This is a genomic window from Acinetobacter yuyunsongii (assembly GCF_041021915.1).
In the GTDB taxonomy this organism is placed as follows: domain Bacteria; phylum Pseudomonadota; class Gammaproteobacteria; order Pseudomonadales; family Moraxellaceae; genus Acinetobacter.
On record NZ_CP157435.1, the window covers coordinates 343,112 to 367,856 of the forward strand.

The following is a 24,745-nucleotide window of genomic DNA, read 5'->3' on the forward strand; positions in this document are numbered from 1 at the left end:
TTAACCTACGGACTGGCGAAGACTTGAGGGAGCGCCCCGTTTTAATTGTTGTATTAAATCGTAAAGATGATGAATATTTAAACTTACTTTAGCACGAGTACAGGCAACATAAAGTAGTCTTAATTCCTCATCTGTAATTTTATGTTCTAGGCCATTTATTTTAAATTGGTAATCATCTTCAATATGCACACGGTTCCATTCCAAGCCTTTGGCTTTATGTGCAGTTGAAATGACATAATCTGCTTGCTCAATCGGCGTGATTTTGGCAAGTGCTTTCTTGAGTGGCTCAGTACCATGATCATCGACCAGTTTGACTAAAGGTTTGATGTCGCTACCATCATTGGTTTCGCAATATTCATGCACATCATGCCATGAATTAAACCAAGCCAGTTCGGGCACATCAGTGATTCGTTTGCCTTGTTTGAGTAAACTAGCGGCATCGACAAAACGACTGAGTTTCTGATGATCAGCTTGTAAGCTGACTTTGTCGCCATGCACTAAACCAGAAAGTAGGAGTTCCATTGCACGCGCATTGGTACGACATAAAATGGCATCGCGCATTTTGGTATGAGGTTTATTCACCACACTCGATTTAACATTTGGATTGCCCAATAACGGAACAGTTTCGTTTAATGCGCCAAGCAGACTATTGGCAACATCAGCAATCGCATCACCAAAACGGAAAGAGGTGGTTAAGCGGCTTTCATGCAATGGCATTTGCTGCATAGCATTGACCGCGCCACGCCAAGCATAGATTTGCTGATGTGCATCACCGACATAAATCACTTGTGTGCTTTTTTGACGTAGTAAAATACCCAACATGAGTGGGTCAGCATCTTGTGCTTCATCAAACAGAACATAATCTGTTGGAATATTGGGTTCTGATAATGCCCAAAGTTTGAGGTAAATATCGTGACCAATCCCTGCTTGATGGTTTTGATCAATTGACTCTAACCAACGGCGTTCAACTGCTGGATATAAGTGTTGTTGTAACGATTCAATATCATCTTGATGTAACCAGTTCGGTGCTTGGATATGACGAGGGGCAGGGTATTGTGAACTGGTTGAACAGAAATAGCTGACGGCATTGGCAACCAAACTCGCAAGACGACTTGGCATCAGTACATATTTTTCATAACGTCCACCCATTAAACGCCTTAGGGTAATCGGTTCCAGCCGATATTCTTTAGCGATAAAACTTGGGCTTAAGCGAGGTAGTCGTAATTTATCAGTCACGCCACGCGGTACGCTACGAAAGGCAAGAGAGTGAAAGGTACGACAATTTACATTGCCGTGAAATTTACTCTGTGCTTCAGATGCAATCGCTTTGTTAAAAGCCAAATACATACCACGCCGTTCGGGCATGGCATCACTGATCATTTGTAAAGTCGTGGTTTTACCTGTGCCAGCATAGGCAATCACTTTAAAGGACTGACCTAAACGCGCGTTATCTATTGCAATCGCTTGCTCATAGGTAGCTTTGGGTTTCTCGATATTCGACACAGGCGATGTTTACGCTTGTTGACTACGATTGGCTTTTTCAACCAAGCCAGATAGACCTTGGCGACGAGCAAGTTCATCAAGGACTTCTTGTGGATCAAGGTCGAAGTAGCCGAGCATGACAATACTGTGGAACCATAAATCTGCAACTTCATAAATCAGATCATGCTTATTTTCTAAAGAAGCATGTGCTGCATAATCTTTGGCTGCAATAATGCTTTCGACGCTTTCTTCGCCGACTTTTTCTAAAATTTTATTGATGCCTTTTTTGTATAGGCTGGCAACATAAGAACTATCTGCTTCAGCTTTTTTGCGTTCTTGCATCAAACGACCTAAGTGACTGAGTACGTCAACTTGTTCAACCTGACCATGATCGTGTGCTTCGACTTTCGCAGATGCGCCGTAAATTGCAGTTGGATCTTTCAGTTGAGCATCAACAATTTCCCAACCTTGTGGTGTGAGTTTACGATAAAAACAAGACTCACGACCCGTATGGCAAGCAATTCCGCCGTACTGTTCAATTTGTAGAATAATGACATCGGCGTCGCAATCTAAACGAATTTCATGCACTGTTTGAAAGTGCCCTGATTCTTCACCTTTGTGCCACAATTTTTGACGTGAACGTGAGTAATACACGGCTTGATTTTTTTCAGCCGTCAGCTGTAATGCTTCACGATTCATCCATGCAACCATTAACACTCGACCAGTCTGATGATGTTGTGCAATGGCAGGAATAAGACCATTGGAATCAAATTTAACTTCATCTAACCAGTTTGACATGAGTGAAAAATCCATTGAGTGGAAAGCCGTTAGTGTAGCGTTTGTAACTAGGGTTGGCTATGCTTGTTGGGTAAAAAATGCTTTAAGGGCTGGGTTGGATATAAGTACCCATGAGTTGTTTATTTTCTATTTCGAGAAAGGGTAATGCAGAAGCAACAATGATCAGCATACCCCAAGGATAGCTTGACCAGAACCAAGCATCAACTAAAAAATAAGCACCTGTGATATAAAGCCAAATGTTTAAAATTCGAGGCAAATATGTTTGATGGATCAACAGAAGAAATATAAAGGGCAAGCTGTCCCATAAGATCACCCACGGAAATAGAGGGCTGATCACCAATTTTCCTATCGTCGATTTAGGATTCACTTGCCATTCAAGGAGTTGATAGTGGAAATTTAGAAAACAAAATAAATTAAAAATGCTAGGGAGTAAGAACCAGCATCCTTTACGAATCGCCTTTCCTTTATCCTGCCGATACAAAGCCCATAGAAAACTATATTTCATGTCTAACCTTATTTTTATTGATGAATTTTAATTTTTTAAGTGTTGAGATAATTCGAAATTTCAATCAAATTCTGATCTGGATCACGAAAATAAATCGAAAGGATTTTTCCCATCGCACCTGTTTTTTCGATTGGACCTTTAATGATTTTAATGTGCTGTGCCTGAAGGTGCGCAATCACTTCATGGAGCAGTGTATCCGCAATAAAACATAAATCGGCTGATCCTGCGGTTGGACGATATGCTTTAGGTTCAAATTCTTTGCCAACTTGATGTAGATTGATTTTTGGTGGTGTTTCAAAAAGTATGCTGAAACAAAGCAGGTTGAATTTTGATAAAATAGAGAAATGCGAATAACTCTAGAAATCAAATGTCCAACCTGCCTCAGTGACAGTATAAAGAAAAATGGCATCAAAGTAGATGGGAAACAAAACTATCAGTGCAAAGACTGTAAACGTCAGTTTATTGGTGACCATGCTCTGAGCTATCTAGGATGTAATTCAGGCATTACTCGAAAAATATTACAGTTGATGGTCAGAGGTAGTGGTATACGAGATATCGCTGAAGTTGAGCGAATCAGTATCGGTAAAGTTTTACGTACTTTAACCGAATCGACCTACCAAATTCAGCCTAAACAAAGTCATTATGAGTCTCTTGAAGTTGATGAGTTTTGGACTTTTGTGGGAAATAAAAATAATAAACAATGGCTTATTTACGTCTACCATCGAGAAACAGGTGAGATTGTTGCTTATGTTTGGGGTAAAAGAGACTTAGCTACAGTTCAACGATTGAAAACAAAGCTTAAACAATTAGGTATTCACTACACCCGAATTGCAAGTGATCATTGGGACAGTTTCATAACTGCTTTTAAAAACTGCAAGCAAAGTATTGGTAAATTTTTTACTGTAGGTATTGAAGGTAATAATTGCAAAATAAGGCATCGAATTAGGCGTGGTTTTAGAAGGAGTTGTAATTTTTCAAAAAAGATTGAAAACCATTTTAAAGCTTTCGACTTAACCTTTTTTTACATCAATAATGGCTTCATTTAATGTCAGCATACTTTTTGAAACACCACCTGATTTTTTGATTGCCGAATTGCAGTGCTTTTCGGTTTTCGGCAAAAGTAATGACTTCAAAATTCAGGGCTGATTGATAAAACTGACAGGTGATTTCAATATTAGCAACGGTCAAAACAAAATGGTCTAAATGGCTAATTTTCATATTTAATTTAACTCTTTTTTTTATTCACATTCAGGTAAGGATTGATTATTTGTAATCAAACGATTTTCATGGTGTTGATACTCAGCAATTTGCTGATAACTCATTTGTTGAAGAGGTACTTTTTTTAAGCCTGAAATGGTGATTGCCATTTCTTTACGAAAATAGGGAATTTGATACATCCACGGAAAAGTAAGATCACGTATGCTACCCGCCCACCAATGATCAGATTGATAAAGTGGAGTTAGTAAACGACTAAGGAACTGATAGAATTGAGTCGAGGAGCGACGCTGTTGGTGATAGTGTTGCCATAATATCGACCAGTCAATTTGTTGATTTTTCTGAGCAGTTTGTAATGATTGGGAAAAAGCCCACGCATCCAAAAGTGCCATATTTGCCCCTTGCCCGAGTTGTGGGCTCATGGCATGTGCAGCATCACCAATCACACCGATTCGACCTTGTCCATATCGAGGCATCACCACATCACGATACTGTGCCGAGAGCCACAGTGGTTGATTTTGTTCATCCAATAAAAGCTGTGGGTAGGGCGGTGAATCCCCAAGCCATACAGATTTGGGGCTGCCTGATGGTAATGGCTATTGACCAAAAGTTATTTATTGGCGAGTTGCCCTTCAAGTCCTGTCACTTTTGCACCCAGTTTGAGGGCTTCATCTAATACGCCAAGACGTTCAAAAACGGCTAAGCCCGCAGGTTGTAGCAATAAACCAGCACCAACAGGAGAGAGTCTGTCAATTTGTTCAAAAATCGTAACGTAATGACCTTCTCGCGCAAGAAGAATCGCCGTTGTAAGTCCTGCTGTACCTGCACCAATAATGGCAAAATGAGGTGTTTTCATTAGTAATGAAAATTCACACCCAAAGAGGCATAGCCATATTTACGATCTAAACGTGAAGCAGTCACCCCGTTATAAAGAAAGGGAATATTACCTACAAAATTGCGTTTAAATAAATAACCTTCAACGAAAGGCGTAATATTCGGTGTAACGTCGTAACTAAAACGTGCGGAAAAAGTATGATTATCTTTCAATGCACTATTGCCAAAATGATTGACGCGATCATCAATGTCACTACGCCATAAACGCTGATATTGATAAGCAAGCTGACTTTCAAATTGTTGATAGCGCCAATTCCATGAACCTCCAATAGCGGCGTAATAAGCATCGTAATTTAAATCTTTATCGACATCCAGATTGAAATCGGATGCTGAACCTGAAATATTGAGTTCATTAATAATCGCATTGTCAATCTGGCACGGTTCAGCTAGAGAACCAGTGTAATGGTTGTTTTTATTAATATTCAAGTTGACTAAACAACCCTGATATTTGGCTTGGGTCTTTAAGCTGTCAACTTTCACTTTGCTATAGCCTGTACTGACATACGCATTGAGTTGATTCATAGGATCGAGTTTTCTTGAAAAAATTGCATCAACCTGTAGCTGTATATCAGATGGATCATTGACCCGAACATAATTAAAGGTTCTGTTGTTGATGGTTGTCGGTGTTGTTTTCTTGAGCTGATCTGCGTAGTTGCCCCATAAGCTAAAACGTAAATCCAGAAAATCGTTTTTCTGTAGATTTAAATTTGGGGTATAGGTTGTGGCAACCAACCAACTTTGTAATTTATTGGTATCTTTTGAATAATCAATTTCACGCTGCCAAAAACCAGCTTCTAGTTCAAGATTTGGATAAAGTTGATATTTACCAACGATATGTCCACCTAAATAATCACCTGCATTTTCTGAAGTTGCACCTTCTTTGGCACGGACATCGAACAGGTCAATGGTTTTATTGACGGCATCAATGGCAACATCTACATTCAAGGGTTGTGTTTTTCCTGAAAGTGAGTTGGCTTGCAGGAACATATCATTCGGTGCAGCGTGGAGCAATGATGGAGAGAGGAGAAGTATCGAAGCTGATAGTAAATTTAAATGTTTCATTATGATTCCATTAAATAGACAATAAAAAAAGAGCCACTATGAAAGCAGCTCTCTTTGTTTAATCATAAAGTTATTCAACCGTAACTTTAGCGCTTGTGCCGTAACCTGTTATAGATTTACTCAATACAGATACAGTGTATTTTGTTGCAAAAGACTTAGATGTCGCTGCAATGATTTGCCCCTCACTTGGTGCTACCACAGCTGTAACCGTTGCTGTGCCTTTTTCACTGTTAAATTTGTTCAGTGAGCTGACTAAGCTAGCAGAGATTTTACCTAAAGTTGTGCTATTTAAAGCAATTTGACCGTTGGACAATACATCAATATCAGTACCTAACGTAAGGTTGGTATTGAGTTCAGAAGTAGTTGATGTAATACCTACGGTAGAGCCTTTTGGTAATGTTGCTGCCGTCAATGTACCATTGGTATATGTTAGGTTGAGCTGATTAGCAGAAATGAGTAGCGCTTTGGTTGCTGTTTCAACTTTTAATGCTGCGGCAACAGCTTGATTTGAAGACTTATAACTATCACTTGCAACAAGAGGTACGAGCAGATTGTTCAGGCTTGAGACTTTAATTGGAGTGATTAATGATGCTGCTAATTGGTCGAGTGTATAGCTTGTGCCTTGTAAACCAAGACCATTCAATAGTAAATAATTTGTAAACTTATTTGCTTCAGTAATGGTTTCAGTCGGTACAACAATGCCTGTTTTATCTTTAATGACAGCGAGAGCACCAGTTAATTTATCTGTTGCCGCACCACCAGTTGTTGCTGCTTCAGCGATATCTTTGAGAGCAGATTCAATCGCAGTACTATCCGTTGCCAAGACTTGGCTTAATCCCTGAATCAGATTGACAGTAGTACTGTCATTTTTCTCGGTCAGAATTTTTTCTTGTGCAGCTGTTTTTAATGCTGCCGCAGAGCTAATTTGTGTTGCAGGAAGTGCAGCAAGTGTGGTTTCTACCGTTTTTACATTGGCTGCAATGCTAGCACTAGTTAAGGCAGCAAGGTTAGTTGCAACGTTATCAATATTGCTCTGAAGACTAGCAGGAAGTTTTGCTTTTACATCAGCATCTTTGACAGTAGCCTGAATAATCGCATTAATTGTATTGGTATTACCTAAATCAACAGTGGTTGTACTTGAGGTTAATTGGCTGATTAATGCAGCGGTGATTGCTTTTTGAATAATAGTGCTGGTTAAACTACCATCTGTATTTAGTGTTGTAACCGCTGTGCTGATTTGTTCATTCAGTTGTTGAACAGCTGTGGTTTTAGCTAATAATGCAGCACTGTTTAATGGGTCAGCAGTTAGTAAATTTGTTCCTGGTAAACCTAAAGCCGTTGCAATAGCTGCTGCCTTATCTGCACCTACCGTTGCAACGAGGGTTGTGATTGGCGTAACAACAACATCGATACCTTGAGTATCTGTCAAAGAAATTTTTGGTGCTTGTAGTGTAGCTGTAAATGGCAGACCTGTAGTCGTATCCTGTCCACCTGTCACTTTCAATGCGCTTGCAGTACATCCTTGTGGGAAAGTAAATACCCCATTTTCATCTGTAGTCGCAGTTTTATCCTTACATGCAGTTGCTTCATCAGTAAATGTAACGGTTGCATTGGCAATAGGACCATCTACCACACGTCCTGTCAGTGTTGCTGCCGCTGGAGGGTTACCTCCAGATGATCCCCCATTGCCTCCACCACAAGCTGTGAGTAAAAGGGCTGAAGAAACGGATAAAGTCAGCAAGCTCAATGACAGTTTTTTTGATTTAAACATTATATTATTCCCCGAATATCGGTATTTTAATTGATTCCTGTGTAGTTATAGCAAAGTTTTATAGATGTGATAATGACTTTTTTAAATTTTTTAAGTAAAAATGTATCAATATAAGACATAATAAACAGTTTGTTTATTTAATCTAAATAGATTTCTTGTATTATTTAGTTAAATTTCATTTATCAGTTTAATAAGTGTTCATATCTAAATGATATGCTTGATTTTGTGACATATATCTCATTTTTTATTTTTAAATGGCTTTACTCAGAGCTAAATCACGAGATTTTTATTATTTTACTCACGATTATTAAATACATTATTTGTGGGTTTAAAAATGAAATATTTACGTTATAAAAAATCCCGGTGGTGTTTCAAAAAGTATGCTGACATTAAATGAAGCCATTATTGATGTAAAAAAAGGTTAAGTCGAAAGCTTTAAAATGGTTTTCAATCTTTTTTGAAAAATTACAACTCCTTCTAAAACCACGCCTAATTCGATGCCTTATTTTGCAATTATTACCTTCAATACCTACAGTAAAAAATTTACCAATACTTTGCTTGCAGTTTTTAAAAGCAGTTATGAAACTGTCCCAATGATCACTTGCAATTCGGGTGTAGTGAATACCTAATTGTTTAAGCTTTGTTTTCAATCGTTGAACTGTAGCTAAGTCTCTTTTACCCCAAACATAAGCAACAATCTCACCTGTTTCTCGATGGTAGACGTAAATAAGCCATTGTTTATTATTTTTATTTCCCACAAAAGTCCAAAACTCATCAACTTCAAGAGACTCATAATGACTTTGTTTAGGCTGAATTTGGTAGGTCGATTCGGTTAAAGTACGTAAAACTTTACCGATACTGATTCGCTCAACTTCAGCGATATCTCGTATACCACTACCTCTGACCATCAACTGTAATATTTTTCGAGTAATGCCTGAATTACATCCTAGATAGCTCAGAGCATGGTCACCAATAAACTGACGTTTACAGTCTTTGCACTGATAGTTTTGTTTCCCATCTACTTTGATGCCATTTTTCTTTATACTGTCACTGAGGCAGGTTGGACATTTGATTTCTAGAGTTATTCGCATTTCTCTATTTTATCAAAATTCAACCTGCTTTGTTTCAGCATACTTTTTGAAACACCACCAAAATCCCTTGTCAGAGCAAGGGATTTTTGAACTTATTTCATAATTCGCCAAACTGCAATCAGTGCACTTAATACGATTAAAACTATCGAGACAAACCATGGGGTAATAATGGCAATGGTCAGCAAAATCAACATGGTGCTGCCAAACATCCAGCTACGACGTTGTTGCTGCTGCATTTGCAAACGCATCTGCTGAATTTCTTTAAGCTGTTTATCATGCCAGGCGGACTGGTTCTTTAAGCCATTGAGACTGTCAATCAACAGGCTCGGTAAATCCTGTGCGCCCAATAATAAATCAGGAATTTGCTGACCAATTTCCTTGAAATTTTTCACTGGATTCATATTGGCCTTGACCCATTCAGTGAGAATCGGTTTTGCCAGTTTCCAGATATCCAGTTGTGGGTAAAGGTCAGTACCCAGACCCTCAACATGAACAAGGGTTTTTAACAGCAACATGAGCTGTGGTGGAATTTCCAGATGAAAACGCCGTGCAATATCCATCACCTGAATCAGGATGCCTGCAAAATCCAATTGATCCATCGGTTTTGATACCATTGGACCAACAGTGCGGCGCATTTCACGCGCCAGTGCATCCTGATCGGTTCCAGGTGGAATCCATCCAGCCTGATGTACAATCTGAATCAACTGTATAAAGTTGCTGTTCATCACAGCCAGCAACAAGCGTGCCACTGTCATCTGATCCGATTTCGACAACTCACCCATGATAGCGCAGTCCAGCGCAATAAAGCGTGGATTGCTTGGGTTAATGGTTTCGACAAAGACATTGCCAGGGTGCATGTCGGCATGGAAAAAGTTGTCACGGAACACTTGGGTAAAGAAAATGGTCAAACCTTTTTCTGCCAAGTCCGCACGGTCCATACCCAAACGATCAAAAGTAGCAATATCAGAAATTGGCACACCCGTGATGCGTTCCGCCACCATCACGTCTTTACTATCCATATAGACTTCAGGCACATACATCATGCTGGAGCCTGTAAAGTAGTGGCGCATACGGCGAGTGTTGTCCGCTTCCAGACTCAGGTCAAGCTCATTTAAAATGATCTGACGGTAGTCCTGAATGATCTCGGACAGGTGCAGCGCACGGGCAGCTTCTAGACGGTTTTCCAGCCAGTCACCCAGCCATGCCAAAATTTCAAAGTCCTGAAGAATCTGGTTGCGAATATCAGGACGGGTGACTTTGACCACCACCTCACGGCCATCGTGTAATGCAGCGGTATGTACTTGTGCAATTGAGGCAGCGGCAAGTGGCTGTTCATCAAAACGGGCAAACAAGGTGCCAACATCTGCCTTGAGGGATTCCTGAATCCGCTGTTTGGCCAACTGGGTGTCGTAGGGTTTGACGCGATCTTGCAACAACACCAGTTGTGACAACACTTCTGGCGGAATCAGGTCACGACGAGTAGAAAGTAACTGACCCAGTTTAATCGCTAAGGGTCCCATATCCTCTAAAGCTTCTTTGAGCTTGAGCGGATTCTTTTTCTCACGGCTTGACCAAGCCGCAGGATGCATTTTAATCACACCCAAGGCATGTTGGGCTTTTACAGGTAATTCTTCCGCAGGAAATAAAGTGTCAAGGCGATAATGTGCTGCAATGCGCCAAAGTTCAAATAACCGTCTAACATGCGGAATCATATAAAATCTTACCTAGTTTTGTGTGGATTGCTGGTGTGAATTGAATTGGGCCTGTAATTGCTGGAATCTGGCTTCCAGACGGTCTACTTCCTGATTGAGTTGGCGGGTCTCCCGATTCACGTCATCCATTTGCCAGCGTGGGGCAAATAAGCCGCTATCTTCTTTTAGGGCATCTTCAACAAAGAACAGGTGGCTTTGCAATGAGCGTTTGAGCTGCTTCGGTGCAAGCTGTATCTTACCCAGTTCATGCGCCAGCTGAGGACCAATCCACGGAGACAGATGTGCGGCAAGGTCAGGTTCTGCCTGCTGTATGATACGCTGGATATCCTGCAATAAATGATAGTCACCTTGCAGTGGAATATTGCCAATCTGGTCCATATCACTGAGCAGGAGTTTGGCTAATTCGACCACATTAGCGACATGCAGGGTGGCTGTGGCATCTGTAATTTTATTTTGAACATCGTAGGGACGCTGTTCAAATATTGATGGGGTTTGACTGTGTCCAGTTACGGTAGGTTCCAGACGAACTTTATTTTCATCAAAAAAAACATCAACCGAGAGCTGTGGATGATCGATCACAACCCGCAACAATTGACTTTGTAGCTGATTGAGCTGAATACGGGTAATCGCATCCAGATCAATCACCTGATGAATGATACGTTCGACTGCACCCAGTGCTAAAATCGACCACATATCTTAAGCCTTAAAGTTTGAATCCACGGTGAACTGCAACAATACCACCAGTGAGGTTATGGTAGTCACAGCTTTGGAAGCCTGCATTTTCCATCATGCCTTTGAGGGTACGTTGGTCTGGATGCATACGGATCGATTCAGCAAGGTATTTATAGCTTTCAGAATCATTGGCCACCAGTTTACCCATGATTGGCAGGGCCGTGAATGAGTAAAGATCGTAGAGCTTTGAAAATGGTTCAAACACAGGTTTAGAGAATTCGAGAACCAATAAACGACCACCTGGTTTAAGTACGCGATACATGGCTTGTAGTGCGGCATCTTTATCCGTCACGTTACGTAAACCAAAACTGATAGTCACTAAATCAAAACTATTATCGGCAAAGGGTTCTAAAGTTTCAGCATTGGCAAGTACGAAATCAACGTTAGTACAGCCTGCATCAATCAGACGATCACGACCTACATTTAGCATGGATTCATTGATGTCTGAGAGTACGACATGACCTTGTGGACCGACTTCACGGCTAAATACTTTTGCTAAGTCACCTGTACCACCAGCAATATCCAGTACATGTTGACCACGGCGAACACCTGACATATTAATCGCAAAACGTTTCCAAATACGATGGATACCGAATGACATCAGGTCATTCATAATGTCGTATTTACTTGCAACTGAATGAAAAACTTCAGCAACTTTTTGTGCCTTATCATCACTGTTTACAGTTTGATAGCCAAAGTGAGTGGTTGCTCCAACATTTCCCGTGTTGGCACCACGTGGCAAATTATATTTTGGTACTGATGTATTCGGTGTTGATGTTGAACCTTGTTGTAACGATTGCTGTTGACCTTGAGGCGCTCCTTGAGGAAGTGGAGAACTGAGGAAAGGACTGACTTTGTCTGAACTTGGGTTTTGCTCAACTTCTGGGGTAGGCTGTTGGTTTTCGTTAGACATTGTTTTCTCCTAAACTTTCGCTCTAGCGGCACGAATCAGCAAGCATGATGACAGATTTTGTATTTTTTTACAGGGTTTAGCATATCATTGTTATGAATAATATACAGAAAGTCACACGCTCAAAAGCATTTTTAATTTTTGTTTTGGAATTCAATAATCCCTCCTAATACGAAGAGGGATGGCTATCAATTCAATTTAGTCACGAAATGGGTTTGGGTGACCAGCGTGGACTTTTTCGATGATTTCACGTTCTTTTGCCGTAAATGTTTTGATAAACGTTGCAGCAGACTTCATCGGTTTCATTGCAGCAAAACCTTCTTGGATAAAATCGTACATAGGTTCAAATTGATATTTGGTTGCAATGCCTTTACACATTTTAAAAGCCGCATACATCATCGTAGAGCGCATATACTTATCTAATGTGAGACCAAGCTCGTCAAGTAATTGTAATTGTTCATAACGTACATCGCCTTGATCGAGTTTGACTAAGGTCTGGCGCATGATTTCATCAGTGAGTGGTGTTTCCAAAGGATAATCTTTGAGTAGTTGTTCTGCGACTTGTTCATCGAGTTGAGTGGCAAGTACAGCAAGACTGACCGATTTTGTTCCTGTTTTAATTGCATTTTCAGGGAGTAAGCTTTCTGCTTTATGTGCATATTTCAACAGGCGTTCGATTTGCTGTGCAATTGCCTCAAAATCAGGACCGCCATACAAACGATTGAGAAAATACTGTGCCATCAGTTGATTTTCAGGCAGAGCAAAAAATTCTTTATGGGTTTCTGCGATGCGTGCTTTCATCCACGCTTGTACTTCATGCAGACGTTGCTTAAGTGCTGGATTTTGGTGGTAATTCAGAGTTTGGTATTGTAATAAAAGATGATCAAATGCAGCGAGTTTTGACATATTCGAACTCAAATAAAATAAAACCAGAAAATCATAGGCTGCATCATAACGAAGAACCATGACAGCATAAACTCTAAATGTCTAACAATCGGTCAGTATGTTGATACACGGATTGAGTTCTACAGAAACTGTACAAGGGTTTTGCATGCAGTGAAATAGATTTCATTATACTTATTCTTAATAATGAGCCATTTAGAGCTGAATATGAGTATACAACAACCCAAATTTGAATTACGTGATGAAGATGCATTGTCTTTAGATTTGATTGAAGCACAATATGCCTTAAAAGATAGCCAAGATAAAAAAAATGCAAAAAGTGTTCTGATTTTAGTAAGTGGGATTGAATTAGCAGGGAAAGGCGAGGCGGTTAAGCAATTACGTGAATGGTTAGATCCACGCTATTTAAGAGTTAAAGCAGATGCACCACGGTTATTAACGACCTATCAAACTTTTTGGCAGTCTTATACGCGTTTTATTCCTGCCGAAGGTCAGATCGTGGTGATGTTTGGGAATTGGTACAGTGACTTGCTTTCAACCGCCATGCATGTGTCAAAACCATTGGATGAAACATTGTTTGATGCTTATATCGAACAGATGCGTTCTTTTGAACATGATTTACAACATAATAATGTGCATGTGGTCAAAGTTTGGTTTGATTTATCGTGGAAGTCCTTACAAAAACGCTTAGACCAAATTGATGCTTCGGAACAGCATTGGCATAAATTACATGGTTTGGATTGGCGCAATAAAAAACAATACGATACTTTGCAGGAGTTAAGCCAAAGATTTACCGATGATTGGTTTGTGATTGACGGTGAAGATGAAGCTCTACGTGATCAATGTTTTGCTCAATACATATTACAAACATTGCAAGAGTTGCCTGACCATCAAACTAAAGTCACCGAAAAATGGCAACAAGCACAGATTCCCACAGCACTGTTAGAACCGTCAAAACAAAGCCTAGATAAAGATGACTACAAAGAAGAATTGAACAAATTAACCAAAAAAGTAGCTGATGCATTACGTTATGACGAACGAAAAGTGATTGTTGCTTTTGAAGGTATGGATGCCGCAGGTAAAGGGGGAGCAATAAAAAGAATTGTTAAAAAATTAGATCCACGTGAATATGAAATTCATAGTATTGCTGCACCTGAACGTTATGAATTACGCCGTCCTTATTTGTGGCGTTTTTGGAATAAGCTGAATGATGGCGGGAAAATTACCATCTTTGATCGTACATGGTATGGTCGTGTTTTGGTTGAGCGGATCGAAGGTTTTGCATCAGTCGTTGAATGGCAACGTGCTTATAATGAAATTAATCGGTTTGAGGAAAATTTGATTGATAGTCAAACCGTGATTGTAAAAATTTGGCTTGCAATCAGTAAAGATGAACAAGAAGTTCGATTTAAAGATCGTGAACAAACTCCACATAAGCGTTTCAAGATTACTGAAGAAGATTGGCGTAATCGTGATAAATGGGACGATTATTTAAAAGCCGCTGCAGACATGTTCGAACGAACCAACACAGATTATGCGCCTTGGTATGTAATCGCTACGGATGATAAAAATACAGCACGGATCGAAGTTTTAAAGGCAATTTTAAAACAACTCAAGGCGGATTAAACCGCCTTGTCGTCATCAAATATTATGATTAAACCACAATGGTACTACGACTTTTTTGTTGAATGCGTTTAGCAAGGTTATAGCAATCTTGAATATGTGCTTCGGTAATTTTACGCATCATAAAATAACCGAGGCTTGCAGCAACCAATTGTCCGCCTAAAGGAATAAACTTGGTCACTTGCTTGGTGGCAATTTTCGTGAAAAAACCATTAAAAGACTTTTTCATGGCTGTGCGCGCCACCACCAAACCTGAAAATTCAAAACCACGTTTACGTAGCTCATCCCAATGTACTTTTTTGGTTTCAGGATCATAGACACTGATATGTTCAGGTGCTAAACCAAAACGCGTATTAATATAAGGAATAATTTGAGTGAGCATGCCCAAATCAACGACCACATCAAAAAATGGGATGGGTACAATCGCTGCACCTGCAGACCAATATGCACGATTTTTTGTCAGTGCTAAACACTCTTCGCGAATTTGCTCCAAGTTTAAGTTTGGATCAATCGAATCAGGAATTTTTTCAATTTTCATAAAGTTATACCTAAAGCCTATCCCTCGATAGTACATTCAATCGGATTGAGTGGTGAATTTCAAAACAATTTATTTATTTCCTTGTATGTTTAACGTGACATAGTTACATGAAGTTGTATAGTGATAAATATGTATGTTTTCGTGCAATACAATAAGCATTCCTGATGAGGTCATATTTGTAGATGGGTATTCATGTTATTCAAAGTCAAAGCCTTGAAGTGTTATTACAAGGTGTGATGGCATCAATCACCCAACCGAGTTCTTCTCCATTTCAGGTATTTCAAACTCAGCATTTTATTGTTCCCAGTCCTGCACAAGAACAATGGTTGACGCAGAAAATTGCCGAACAACAAGGCATGACTGCCAACTATCAATTTCATCAACGCATTCGTGGTTTTCAGTGGTATGCATACCAGCAAGTATTAGAAAATAAAGAACAAGTGCGTAAAGCCAATATTCCGCGTTTGATTTTAAAGTGGCGTATTCATCAGGCTTTACAGCCTTTTATTCAACCCGAACAGAATACTGTTGTGAATGAGCACCCTTTATATTCAATTGTGCAACGGATTTACGACAGCGCCGATCAACTGCAACAAGGCACTGAAAAACAACTAAAAAAACAAAGTATGCTGTATTGGGTGGCGGAGCAAGTTTCGCAGCTGTTTAGTAACTACATGATTTATCGCGGTCATTGTCAACGCGGCTGCCAAAGCAATTGTACCTGTGTGGGGAATTGGCTATCGACTTGGGGACAGAATAAAGCCTTAAATATCGAACAATTGATTGCTCAAACAGATCAACAAACTTCAGCCTTTAGCCTACAACAAACCGAACAATTAGAAGCTTGGCAGCGTTGGTTGTGGCAAAACTACTTTCATGATGATTTTGTTGAAATACAAAGCATTGATGCTGATTTTTGGCAACTTCTAGACGATCAGCAGACACGACCCCTAGCTTTGGCACAACTGCCAAGTCAGGTGATTGTATTTACGATTTTAGATTTACCACCGAGCCAACTGCAATTTTTACGTCGTTTGGGGCAATATCTAGATGTGGTAATTTTGCACTATAACCCATCACAAGAATATTGGGCTGACAGTGTCGATCCACTCTGGAAGAAGCGTTATGACTTGGGGGTGAAAGAGCGCTATATTTCCAAACATCCCAATGCCAGTGATGCAGACATTGCCGCATTCTTCGACAGTTTTAGTTTGGGGTTTAATGCCTTAAGTCGTGAATCCCGACATCCCTTACTGACACGTTTGGGCAAGCAGGCACGTGACCACTTTTCACTGTTGTCACAACTGGCAACTGGAGATGAAGGTAAGTGGGTCGATGCTTTTGTGGAGCAGTTTCCTGAAACGCTACTGGGAAAAATTCAATCCGATATCTTCTATTTAGCAGAGCCACAGTCGCAGCAATATGAACTTGCGCCTGAGGACGAGTCAATTCAGATTCATGTTTGCCACTCAAGTGTGCGACAGTTGGAAGTCTTAAAAGAACAGTTGCTCCATTGGTTATCTCAAGCAGATACGACACCGCGTCGCCCAAGTGATGTGCTGGTTTTGACCCCGAATCTAGCCGAGCTTGAGCCTTTAATTCGCAGTGTCTTTCCTGCAGTTGCGAATGAACATGAGATATTTTTACCTGTTAAAATTGCAGGGGTGGCGCAGTTAGATGCCTTAAACGCATGGCGTGCTGTACTTGGACGTTTGCAACTGACACAGGGGCGTTTTACGCAGGATGATTTTGCGGATTGGCTTAATCTTTACGCGACGCAGCAGTGTTATGGATTGGACTATACGCAGGTGCAACGCATTTTAGCCTTGCTCAATGATGCTGGCTTTAAACGTGGTTTAGACGAACAGCACTTAAAGCAAAGTCTGAGTGACGAAGATCAAGACTACCGTTATAGTTTTAAATTTGCTTTGGACCGTTTGGCTTTAGGAATTGCTGTGCCTGCCCATGTGATGGTGCAGGATATGCTCAGTTATGCCTTGGTGCAGCCAAGTGATTTTGAACTGATTGGTATTCTGATTCAGATCTATCTAGATTTAGCAGCGCGTCGAGATTGGTTGGTGGCACATGAACAAGGCCAACGTTTGCCGGTCGAGTTTTGGCTACAGCGAATCAAGGCGGATGTACAGGAGTTTGAGCAAGCCGATGTGGTTGCTTTAAAAGCAATCCGTGAAATTATTCAGAAGCAAGAACGTATGCTGACTTTGGCCAGCTATTATGAAGATACCGAAACCCAGTTACGTCAAATTTCCTTGCCTTTGCCTTATATTATTGAGGAAATTCAACTCACTTTAGAAAGCCAGTCTGCGCAAGTTGAACCGACAGGACAAATCACCTTTAGTCAGATTGGACAGATTCGTCCGATTCCTTATCGCTTGATCGTGATGTTGAACTTGGATACGGGTAAATTTCCAAATCGAGACAGTCATATTCCGTTTGACTTGATGGATGCACTGCGTCAGCAATTGGGTGATCGCTCTCGTTTGGAAGATGATCAGGGGGCATTTTTGGATGCCATCTTATTGGCACAAGAGCAGGTTTGGCTGTTTTATAATGGCTTTGATCTCAATGATGGCGAAGTCAGAGAGCCATCCAGTGTGTTGCAGGGCTTCCGCGAGCATTTGGCGTTGATTGTAAAACCGACTAGCAGTGAAGATAGGCCTCCTTTATCCGAAGCGGATTTAGCCGGATTGGATGCTTTGCAAGTCCCTACACAGCTTTATCCGCTGTATCATTTACATCGGTTACAGCCTTTTGATCCACTCGGCTTTGTTTCGAATCGGCCTGTGCGCTTTCAAGACCAATGGTTTAAGGTCGCTTCACAGATTCAGCAGATGAAAGGTGAGCGGCAAGCATGGGTCAATACCGCCTATCCCGTTGAACAAAATGAAATGATCATTTTGGAGAGTCAGCAATGGATTCAAGATATCAGTTTCCCTGCGCGGCTGTACTTAAAGACCTTAGGTGTGGAAAATTTAACCGCAAAAGAATTGGTCGATCAAGCTGAACCGTTATTACTCGATGGTCTCGGTAAATATGCCATTCGGCATTTTTTACAGCAGCAGGATGACCAGCTCTATCCGAGTCTGTTGCAAGATCAGTTGCCTGTTGGCAAAGTTCAGCACAGTGCTTGGCAGCAAAGTCGCTTAGAGCAGCAACGCTTGTTGGAGCGCTTGCAGCAGTATGCCCCAGCGCCGACTGAAACCACGCAACGGGTTTGGCGGGTCTCGAAACAATTACAAATCGCCTGTGTGACCCCGAAACAACTGACTCAAGATTGGGTCAGTTTGGATGCTTCCAGTGCACGTGCCAAACGCTTTGCCAAAGTCTGGCTGGAATATCTGCTTTGGCTGGCGCTAATCAAGAGTGACGCTGCTACAGAGAAGCGCCGAATTGTGGTGTTTAGTGATCAGACGGTGATTTGTGAAGGCCTAAGTTCACAACAGGCGCAGCATTATTTAAATGCGTGGTTACAGCTTTGGCACGATGCACAGCAGCAGCCTGTGGTCTTGCCTGCTGCCTTAGTGTTAAAGCCTTTGGAAAAAGGCAAGCAATATGAGTGGATTGAGCTGGATTCAACTCAGGTTTTAACTGAAGAGAGTCAAAAGCAAGTATTGAAGGACTGGAATGATACGGGGGATTTCTCGGGTTTTGATATGACTCAGAATGAAGCCTGTAAATTGCACCGCGATTGGCAGTTCATTTTGCAAGAGCAAGATACAACCGCTTTATTACAGTATGCCTGTGATCATTATTCCTATTCGTTGTATCAACCGATTTTTGAATTTTTACGGGTGGAGTAAGACATGAACTCAAAGTATCCCGTATCTTATCAGCCGATTGGTGATATTCAATTTGAAGGGCTGCATTTAATTGAAGCCTCCGCAGGGACAGGGAAAACCTATACGCTATCCAGTTTGATGGTGCGGATTTTCTTAGAGAAATATTTGCCCAATCAGGTGATTGCCACCACCTTTACCCGTGCTGCAGCCGCAGAACTCAAAACGCGTATTCGTTTGCGTCTGGTCGAAATCCTTGAATTTTTAGAGCCTTTCCGTGATGTATTGGAACAAGATATTCAGACCAAGGCATTACAGGAGGCTGATCCGTTAAAACAGCAGGTCTTAAAAAACTTTGCGCCACGAATTGCCTATGCCTGTGAACGGCTCAAACTGGTCATCGATCAATTGGATGAATTATTTGTTGGAACCTTGGACAGTTTTAGCCAAAAGCTATTGCGTGAGTTTGCCTTTGAAAGTGGAAAAATTGAACGCGCAGAAATTACTGAGGATGCCAAAAGCTACACCCGTCAATTGATTCATGATGTGTTACGGAAATGGATTCAGACCCAACCACAGCAAGTGATTGATTTTTTATATATGAGTCAGCAACTAAAGAGCGTAGATCAGTATATTAAAGTGGTTGAAGAAAGTTTGAATTTTAGTTCAGCACATTTGAAACAAGTAGATTTGCCTGTGTTTAGCACAGTTGAATTTGAATCATGCTTGCATCAGTTCGCAGCAAGTTCATCACAATATTTACAAGAGTTACAGGATTATTATCTACTCGATGGTGCATATTATAAATTTATTAATAAAAAGGCTTTTGCAAAAGATCGTTTTCATTTCATTTTTCAAACAGGCTTAGTTCGGCTGGCTCAGCAAATTCAAAAGCAGGGTATAGATATTTATTTTGATCAAAAGGCGTTCAAAGACGTCGATGTTTTATTTTTAGATTCCAAAGGACAAGCTCGAAGTAGTATTTTTAATAAATGTGATCAAAGCATTCAGGACTGTTTTTACCAGCATCCTTTGATTCAGTTATTAAAAGATATTTGGGAGATGAAACTTAAAATTCAAAATGATTTAGATCAATTCAATACCTATTTACAGTTTCATCTTTGTCAGCAAGTCAAAAAGCGTTTGCCTCAAGTGTTGCAGCAAAAAGGCGAGACCACCTTTGCTCAGCAAATCAAGACGTTGTCTGAAGCTTTAAAAGGCGAGCAAGGACAATCTTTTGCGGTATTTGTACAGTCACGCTATCCATTGATTCTGGTGGATGAGTTTCAGGATACCAACCAAGATCAAGATGATATGTTGGCCAGTATCTGGCGCCATCCGCAACGTTATCAAAAGGGCTGCATGATTATGGTCGGTGACCGTAAGCAGGCGATTTATGGTTTCCGTGGTGGTGATATGCTGACCTTCCTGAATGCCTATCAGGATATTATGGCGAAGCAGGGGCGTGAATATAAACTGATCCACAACCACCGTTCGGTGAAAGAGCTGGTTGAAGTGGTGGATGTGCTGTTTCAACGGCAAATGGATTTTGGCGAGCAGGTGATCTATGACCCGATTCAGGCTGGTTCGCGTCCACATCCTGCCTTGGTTGAAAATGCCCAACCCAATCCAATGCCTTTACGCTGGTTGCATTTGCAAGAGGGCAATGAACAGGCCACACAAGTGGCGTGGCAGATTCAGCACTTACTCAACCAAGCCTATTTAAAGCAATTGTACTTAGAGAGGGATGTTCCGACTGCGATTGATGAAGATGATATTGCCATTCTTTCGCGTAGCCATCGCCAACTGGATGAAGTGCAATATGTATTGGAACGTATGGGGATTCGGGTCAACCGAACTTCGAAACGCAGTGTGTTTGATTCCAGCATTGCACAGGATGTAGGGGCCCTGCTCACGGCGTTGCTTCATCCTTATGATGAAGCCAAGCTCAAACGGGCTTTACTTAGCCGTTTATTTGGCTTTGATCTGGCTCGACTGTTGGCCTTAGAACAAAGTGCAGAAGGCTTGAGCCATTATATTCAGCAATTCGATGACATCCGTGAAATGTGGCTGAATCAGGGATTTTTGGTGGCATGGCAACGTTGCCTAAACCAGTTTGGTATCTGGCAGCAACTGGTTGCAACGCAAAGCAAGGACAATGAACGTGCCGTGGTCAATCTACGCCACCTCACTGATCTTTTGAGTCAACACAGTGAACATGTACAAGGGATGCAAAACCTGTATCACTGGTATTTAAAGCAACTCAATTCTCCAAGTGATCGCGATTGGGAGCTTGAACATAAGCTTTCTAGTGAAGCTGGGGTGCAGTTGATGACCATCCATCAGTCAAAAGGTCTGGAATTTAAAATCGTCTTTTTGTTTGGAGCAAATAAAGCAGCACCAGATTCAAAAAAAGAGGCTTTAAATTTTTCAACCACAGAAATCCAGCTGCCAGAAACAGGGCAAACACGAACACAGCGTGTGGTGGCGATTGCGGATAAAAACTTTCTGCAACAGAATGAGCTGGATCAACATCAGCAACGCGCTTTAGCGGAACAAAATCGGTTGTGGTATGTGGCACTAACACGTGCCAGTCATCGGGTCTATGCGGTGTTTGAACCAGAAAAAGGCGATAAAAATAAATTTTCAGGTTTGGCTTTTTGGAAGAATCAGGGCGATCACTTTCAACATCCCTATAGTGCCGATGCTGAGCTGATCTTAGCGCGACCACAAGCCTTACAGATGCAACAAACTCAACAACAGCGCGTACTGTTGGCCCAAACACTGCCGACACAACGTTTTTATTCGCGTGGGAAAACCAGTTTTAGTTATCTGGCACAACATTTAAAGCACAAAGCGACTCGGGCTGATCGCTTGGCCAATATAAACACTGATTTTGAGCAAGCAGAAGATGAGCTGAATCTTACAGAATCGAAAAATACAGCCACAGCTCAGCCGATTGCCTGGATTAAACAACACTTTCCGAGAGGAACGCTGGCTGGAAATTTCCTGCATGAGATTTTTGAACAGATTAATTTTCAGCAACCCCACATGTGGGTAGAAGAAATTCGCCGTCGTTTTAAAAATAGCTATCAAAGTTTATGGTCAGAGCTACTATTTCAATATCAACAGCATTTCCCTGAACAAGAAAATAGCGAGCAACAACTGTATCAATGGATTGCTGATTGGCTTGGTGAGGTATTACACACGCCACTCAATCAGGGTTTTCAGTTAAAGCAATTAGCTGCAGGACAATACTTGTCTGAATGTCCTTTCTATCTGGCTTTATCAGATCGAGTGTTGGCGATGCAGCGTGTACAGCAGCTGTTTGAGGAATATGGCATCGAAATGCCAGAGTTACTTGAGGCTAAATCTGCCCGTTACTTGAATGGCTCTATTGACTTGGTGTACTTCGATGGTCAGCGTTACCATATTGCCGATTATAAGAGTAATTATCTGGGGGCAGAGCAACTGGATTATCAGCAACCTCAGATTGCAGAAAGTATGTCTCTGTCGAGTTATTGGTTACAAGCAGCGTTATATCTTGTGGCACTACATCGTTATCTGTCGGTGAAATTGCAGGATTATGATATGCAGCAGCATTTAGGCGGCGCATCTTATCTGTATTTGCGCGGCATGAATGGGCAGGCGCAGCAAGGTTGTTACTATTGGAAGCCTGAGGATGAGTTTATCTTGCGTTTGGATGCAATACTTGGATATTTTTCTGAGGACAAAGCTGGAAAAATGGTGTAGATAAAGTGCGTGATTTTAAATTAAACAAAAGCTTAGCTTGTGCATAACTCTGTTTATAACCTTGTGGACAAGCGTGTGGGTAAGTTTGAGGATAACTCTGTGGACAAACAAGTTGATGATCAGTCAGCACAAATGACATGGTTAAATATGTGGAGTAACTACCTCTCACAAGCACCATTTTCTCAATCTACTCAAACCGTTAACGCTGCACAGGTACTACAACAACTGGTTGAAGCCAGCCTACAAGGTGACAGTTGTATCGAGGTTGAGCCAAGCCAGATTGCGGCATTGGCGGATTTGGCTGTTTCCAGCGAAATCGCAACCACGCAGGTTGCCCCTTGTGTCTATGATCAGCAGGGCTTGGCATTATACCGATATTGGCACCTAGAGCAACGTCTCGCACAGCAGATTTGTCGATTAAAGCGACAAACGATTCAGGCTGTTGATGCCGAACAGTATCAAGACTTACTCAGTGATGAACATCAGCAGGCTGCACTGAAAATGGTTTTGCAACAAGGCCTGAGCATTATTACAGGCGGGCCAGGGACAGGGAAAACCTATACTTTGGCGCGTATTATTGCAGCCCTCAACCAGACCATTCCAGATATTCGTATTGCTATGGCGGCACCGACAGGTAAAGCCGCTCAACGCATGCAGGAAGCGTTGCAGAACTCATTGAATGATCCAAAATTATTGGAATCAGGACTCATCACCGATGAGTTGCGTAATCAAACCACGCAAACCTTGCACCGTTTACTGGGTATGGGCAATCGACAAATACCACGCTTTCATCCCAAACAGCCTCTGCCCTATGATGTGATTGTGGTGGATGAAGCCTCAATGCTGGATTTGAATTTGGCAACCCTGTTATTCGAGGCAGTCCCAGAACAATGTCGACTTATTTTGCTGGGTGATGCCAATCAGTTGGCTTCGGTTGATGTCGGCTCGGTTTTGGCTGATTTACAGCAAGTACAGGCATTGACTGAAAATCGAGTCCAGCTACAGACTAGCCGTCGTTTCTCTGGTGAAGCCAAGATTGGTCAATTCGCACGATTTATTCAGGCCCAGCAAGGTCTCAGCAGCCCTGATTTAGTTTTATCAAAACTAGAGACGGAAATTGTTCAGGCTGCACCTTTGCAAACGATTTCTTTAAATAAAGATATGCCTGATCTGATCCAGTTGGAATATCTACCCGAGCAGCAGGATGTGGAGATCGAACCTTATCAACAGAAGCTAATGGCTGGATTTCAAGCTTATATTGAAGCTTTGAAACATTATATACAGGCAGATGAACCTGTCGAACAGATTCAGAACGTGATTCAAGCCTTTGATGATTATCGAATCTTAACGGCAGTTCGACATGGCCCGTTGGGAATCGAGCAACTGAATCGTTATGCGGGGCATTGGCTCAATCAGCAATTGAAACAAATCGCTGTTGGAGACTGGTATATCGGACGTCCTGTAATGATGACCTATAATGACTATCAGCTTGGGATTTCTAATGGTGATATTGGCATTTGTTTTAAACATCGCACCCAGTCACAGCAATTCGAAGTATTTTTCCCGAGCTTAAATAAATGGATTGCAGCGCACCGACTGCCACGCAGTATGCAAACCGCTTTTGCTTTAACCATTCATAAATCACAAGGTTCGGAATTTACCCATACCGCGATTGTTTTGGATGTACATGCTGAGAAACTATTGAGTCAGGAATTGATCTATACCGCAGTCACTCGCGCTAAAAAAGTAGTGAGTATTCTTGCTGATCGGAAGGCATTACAACAGTCATTGATGATTAGAACCGTTCGTCGAAGTGGTTTAGTGCAAAAGATCAATTTAGAGGGATTGTGAAATTATTCTTTAAAATTCACTGTTCTGTAAGTAAAAGCTTACAAAGATTCGAGATATTGTCGCTAGAGTGAAATAAATGTTTTTGAGATCATGTACACACAAAGAGCC

At 41.3% G+C, this 24,745-nt stretch carries 16 protein-coding genes and 3 pseudogenes; 5 read left to right on the forward strand and 14 right to left on the reverse strand.

The window, feature by feature from the left end; translation table 11 throughout:
• From ABLB98_RS01645 to ABLB98_RS01660, 4 genes and pseudogenes are all read right to left on the reverse strand, one after another.
• Positions 1-1,503 carry a UvrD-helicase domain-containing protein gene (locus ABLB98_RS01645; RefSeq protein WP_348883264.1) on the reverse strand — a complete coding sequence of 501 codons (1,503 nt, stop codon included), beginning with the start codon at positions 1,501-1,503 and terminating at the stop codon, positions 1-3.
• A gap of 9 nt (positions 1,504-1,512) precedes the next feature.
• Positions 1,513-2,280, reverse strand: coding sequence for a bifunctional phosphoribosyl-AMP cyclohydrolase/phosphoribosyl-ATP diphosphatase HisIE (gene hisIE, locus ABLB98_RS01650; protein WP_348883263.1), 768 nt, complete (start codon positions 2,278-2,280; stop codon positions 1,513-1,515).
• Between the two features lie 82 nt (positions 2,281-2,362).
• Complete coding sequence (locus ABLB98_RS01655) at positions 2,363-2,785, reverse strand: hypothetical protein (protein WP_348883262.1); 423 nt, start codon at positions 2,783-2,785, stop codon at positions 2,363-2,365.
• Positions 2,786-2,820: 35 nt separating this feature from the next.
• Positions 2,821-3,069, reverse strand: a pseudogene (locus tag ABLB98_RS01660) (VOC family protein); the annotation flags it as partial.
• Positions 3,070-3,129: 60 nt separating this feature from the next.
• Between ABLB98_RS01660 and ABLB98_RS01665 the strand changes: the two are divergent.
• Positions 3,130-3,831, forward strand: coding sequence for an IS1-like element ISPa14 family transposase (locus tag ABLB98_RS01665; RefSeq protein WP_369028918.1), 702 nt, complete (start codon positions 3,130-3,132; stop codon positions 3,829-3,831).
• Between the two features lie 28 nt (positions 3,832-3,859).
• Here ABLB98_RS01665 and ABLB98_RS01670 read toward each other — a convergent pair.
• The 9 genes and pseudogenes from ABLB98_RS01670 to ABLB98_RS01710 form a co-directional block, all read right to left on the reverse strand.
• A pseudogene (locus ABLB98_RS01670) lies at positions 3,860-4,003 on the reverse strand (VOC family protein); the annotation flags it as partial.
• Between the two features lie 20 nt (positions 4,004-4,023).
• Positions 4,024-4,856 (reverse strand): annotated as a pseudogene (locus ABLB98_RS01675) (FAD-dependent oxidoreductase).
• Positions 4,856-5,956, reverse strand: a complete 1,101-nt coding sequence (locus ABLB98_RS01680) for a hypothetical protein (protein ID WP_348883725.1) — start codon at positions 5,954-5,956, stop codon at positions 4,856-4,858. Before ABLB98_RS01680 ends, ABLB98_RS01675 begins: the two are co-directional and overlap by 1 nt.
• A 70-nt stretch (positions 5,957-6,026) precedes the next feature.
• Complete coding sequence (locus ABLB98_RS01685) at positions 6,027-7,727, reverse strand: carboxypeptidase-like regulatory domain-containing protein (RefSeq protein ID WP_348883726.1); 1,701 nt, start codon at positions 7,725-7,727, stop codon at positions 6,027-6,029.
• Positions 7,728-8,116: 389 nt separating this feature from the next.
• Entirely contained in the window at positions 8,117-8,818 is a 702-nt protein-coding gene (locus ABLB98_RS01690) for an IS1-like element ISPa14 family transposase (protein WP_369028918.1), read from the reverse strand.
• A gap of 92 nt (positions 8,819-8,910) precedes the next feature.
• Complete coding sequence (locus ABLB98_RS01695) at positions 8,911-10,530, reverse strand: AarF/UbiB family protein (RefSeq protein ID WP_348883624.1); 1,620 nt, start codon at positions 10,528-10,530, stop codon at positions 8,911-8,913.
• Positions 10,531-10,542: 12 nt separating this feature from the next.
• On the reverse strand, positions 10,543-11,223 hold the full coding sequence (locus tag ABLB98_RS01700) for a hypothetical protein (protein WP_348883626.1): 681 nt from the start codon (positions 11,221-11,223) through the stop codon (positions 10,543-10,545).
• A gap of 10 nt (positions 11,224-11,233) precedes the next feature.
• A complete protein-coding gene (gene ubiE, locus ABLB98_RS01705) occupies positions 11,234-12,175 on the reverse strand; it encodes a bifunctional demethylmenaquinone methyltransferase/2-methoxy-6-polyprenyl-1,4-benzoquinol methylase UbiE (RefSeq protein WP_348883627.1) in 942 nt (313 codons plus the stop codon).
• A gap of 195 nt (positions 12,176-12,370) precedes the next feature.
• Positions 12,371-13,078, reverse strand: coding sequence for a hypothetical protein (locus ABLB98_RS01710; RefSeq protein WP_178882992.1), 708 nt, complete (start codon positions 13,076-13,078; stop codon positions 12,371-12,373).
• 204 nt (positions 13,079-13,282) lie between these two features.
• Between ABLB98_RS01710 and ABLB98_RS01715 the strand changes: the two genes are divergently transcribed.
• A complete protein-coding gene (locus ABLB98_RS01715; protein WP_348883628.1) occupies positions 13,283-14,701 on the forward strand; it encodes a phosphate--AMP phosphotransferase in 1,419 nt (472 codons plus the stop codon).
• A 28-nt stretch (positions 14,702-14,729) separates the two neighbouring features.
• Here the strand turns inward: ABLB98_RS01715 and ABLB98_RS01720 are convergent, their stop codons facing one another.
• A complete protein-coding gene (locus ABLB98_RS01720; RefSeq protein ID WP_348883629.1) occupies positions 14,730-15,236 on the reverse strand; it encodes a hypothetical protein in 507 nt (168 codons plus the stop codon).
• 182 nt (positions 15,237-15,418) lie between these two features.
• On the opposite strand from ABLB98_RS01720, the gene ABLB98_RS01725 reads away from it, so the two are divergent.
• The 3 genes from ABLB98_RS01725 to recD all read left to right on the forward strand — a co-directional run bounded on the left by ABLB98_RS01725 (position 15,419) and on the right by recD (position 24,637).
• Positions 15,419-19,057 carry an exodeoxyribonuclease V subunit gamma gene (locus ABLB98_RS01725; RefSeq protein WP_348883630.1) on the forward strand — a complete coding sequence of 1,213 codons (3,639 nt, stop codon included), beginning with the start codon at positions 15,419-15,421 and terminating at the stop codon, positions 19,055-19,057.
• A 3-nt stretch (positions 19,058-19,060) separates the two neighbouring features.
• Positions 19,061-22,786 (forward strand): UvrD-helicase domain-containing protein, encoded by a 3,726-nt coding sequence (locus tag ABLB98_RS01730; RefSeq protein ID WP_348883631.1) that lies wholly within the window; start codon positions 19,061-19,063, stop codon positions 22,784-22,786.
• Between the two features lie 99 nt (positions 22,787-22,885).
• Positions 22,886-24,637 carry an exodeoxyribonuclease V subunit alpha gene (recD, locus tag ABLB98_RS01735; protein ID WP_348883632.1) on the forward strand — a complete coding sequence of 584 codons (1,752 nt, stop codon included), beginning with the start codon at positions 22,886-22,888 and terminating at the stop codon, positions 24,635-24,637.
• The last annotated feature ends 108 nt before the right edge of the window (positions 24,638-24,745 follow it).

What these genes read in the sequence shown, in the direction of transcription:
- hisIE (WP_348883263.1), bottom strand. Translation starts at nt 2,280, where the DNA reads ATGTCAAACTGGTTAGATGAAGTTAAATTTGATTCCAATGGTCTTATT.
- ABLB98_RS01655 (WP_348883262.1), bottom strand. Translation starts at nt 2,785, where the DNA reads ATGAAATATAGTTTTCTATGGGCTTTGTATCGGCAGGATAAAGGAAAG.
- ABLB98_RS01665 (WP_369028918.1), top strand. Translation starts at nt 3,130, where the DNA reads ATGCGAATAACTCTAGAAATCAAATGTCCAACCTGCCTCAGTGACAGT.
- ABLB98_RS01680 (WP_348883725.1), bottom strand. Translation starts at nt 5,956, where the DNA reads ATGAAACATTTAAATTTACTATCAGCTTCGATACTTCTCCTCTCTCCA.
- ABLB98_RS01685 (WP_348883726.1), bottom strand. Translation starts at nt 7,727, where the DNA reads ATGTTTAAATCAAAAAAACTGTCATTGAGCTTGCTGACTTTATCCGTT.
- ABLB98_RS01690 (WP_369028918.1), bottom strand. Translation starts at nt 8,818, where the DNA reads ATGCGAATAACTCTAGAAATCAAATGTCCAACCTGCCTCAGTGACAGT.
- ABLB98_RS01695 (WP_348883624.1), bottom strand. Translation starts at nt 10,530, where the DNA reads ATGATTCCGCATGTTAGACGGTTATTTGAACTTTGGCGCATTGCAGCA.
- ABLB98_RS01700 (WP_348883626.1), bottom strand. Translation starts at nt 11,223, where the DNA reads ATGTGGTCGATTTTAGCACTGGGTGCAGTCGAACGTATCATTCATCAG.
- ubiE (WP_348883627.1), bottom strand. Translation starts at nt 12,175, where the DNA reads ATGTCTAACGAAAACCAACAGCCTACCCCAGAAGTTGAGCAAAACCCA.
- ABLB98_RS01710 (WP_178882992.1), bottom strand. Translation starts at nt 13,078, where the DNA reads ATGTCAAAACTCGCTGCATTTGATCATCTTTTATTACAATACCAAACT.
- ABLB98_RS01715 (WP_348883628.1), top strand. Translation starts at nt 13,283, where the DNA reads ATGAGTATACAACAACCCAAATTTGAATTACGTGATGAAGATGCATTG.
- ABLB98_RS01720 (WP_348883629.1), bottom strand. Translation starts at nt 15,236, where the DNA reads ATGAAAATTGAAAAAATTCCTGATTCGATTGATCCAAACTTAAACTTG.
- ABLB98_RS01725 (WP_348883630.1), top strand. Translation starts at nt 15,419, where the DNA reads ATGGGTATTCATGTTATTCAAAGTCAAAGCCTTGAAGTGTTATTACAA.
- ABLB98_RS01730 (WP_348883631.1), top strand. Translation starts at nt 19,061, where the DNA reads ATGAACTCAAAGTATCCCGTATCTTATCAGCCGATTGGTGATATTCAA.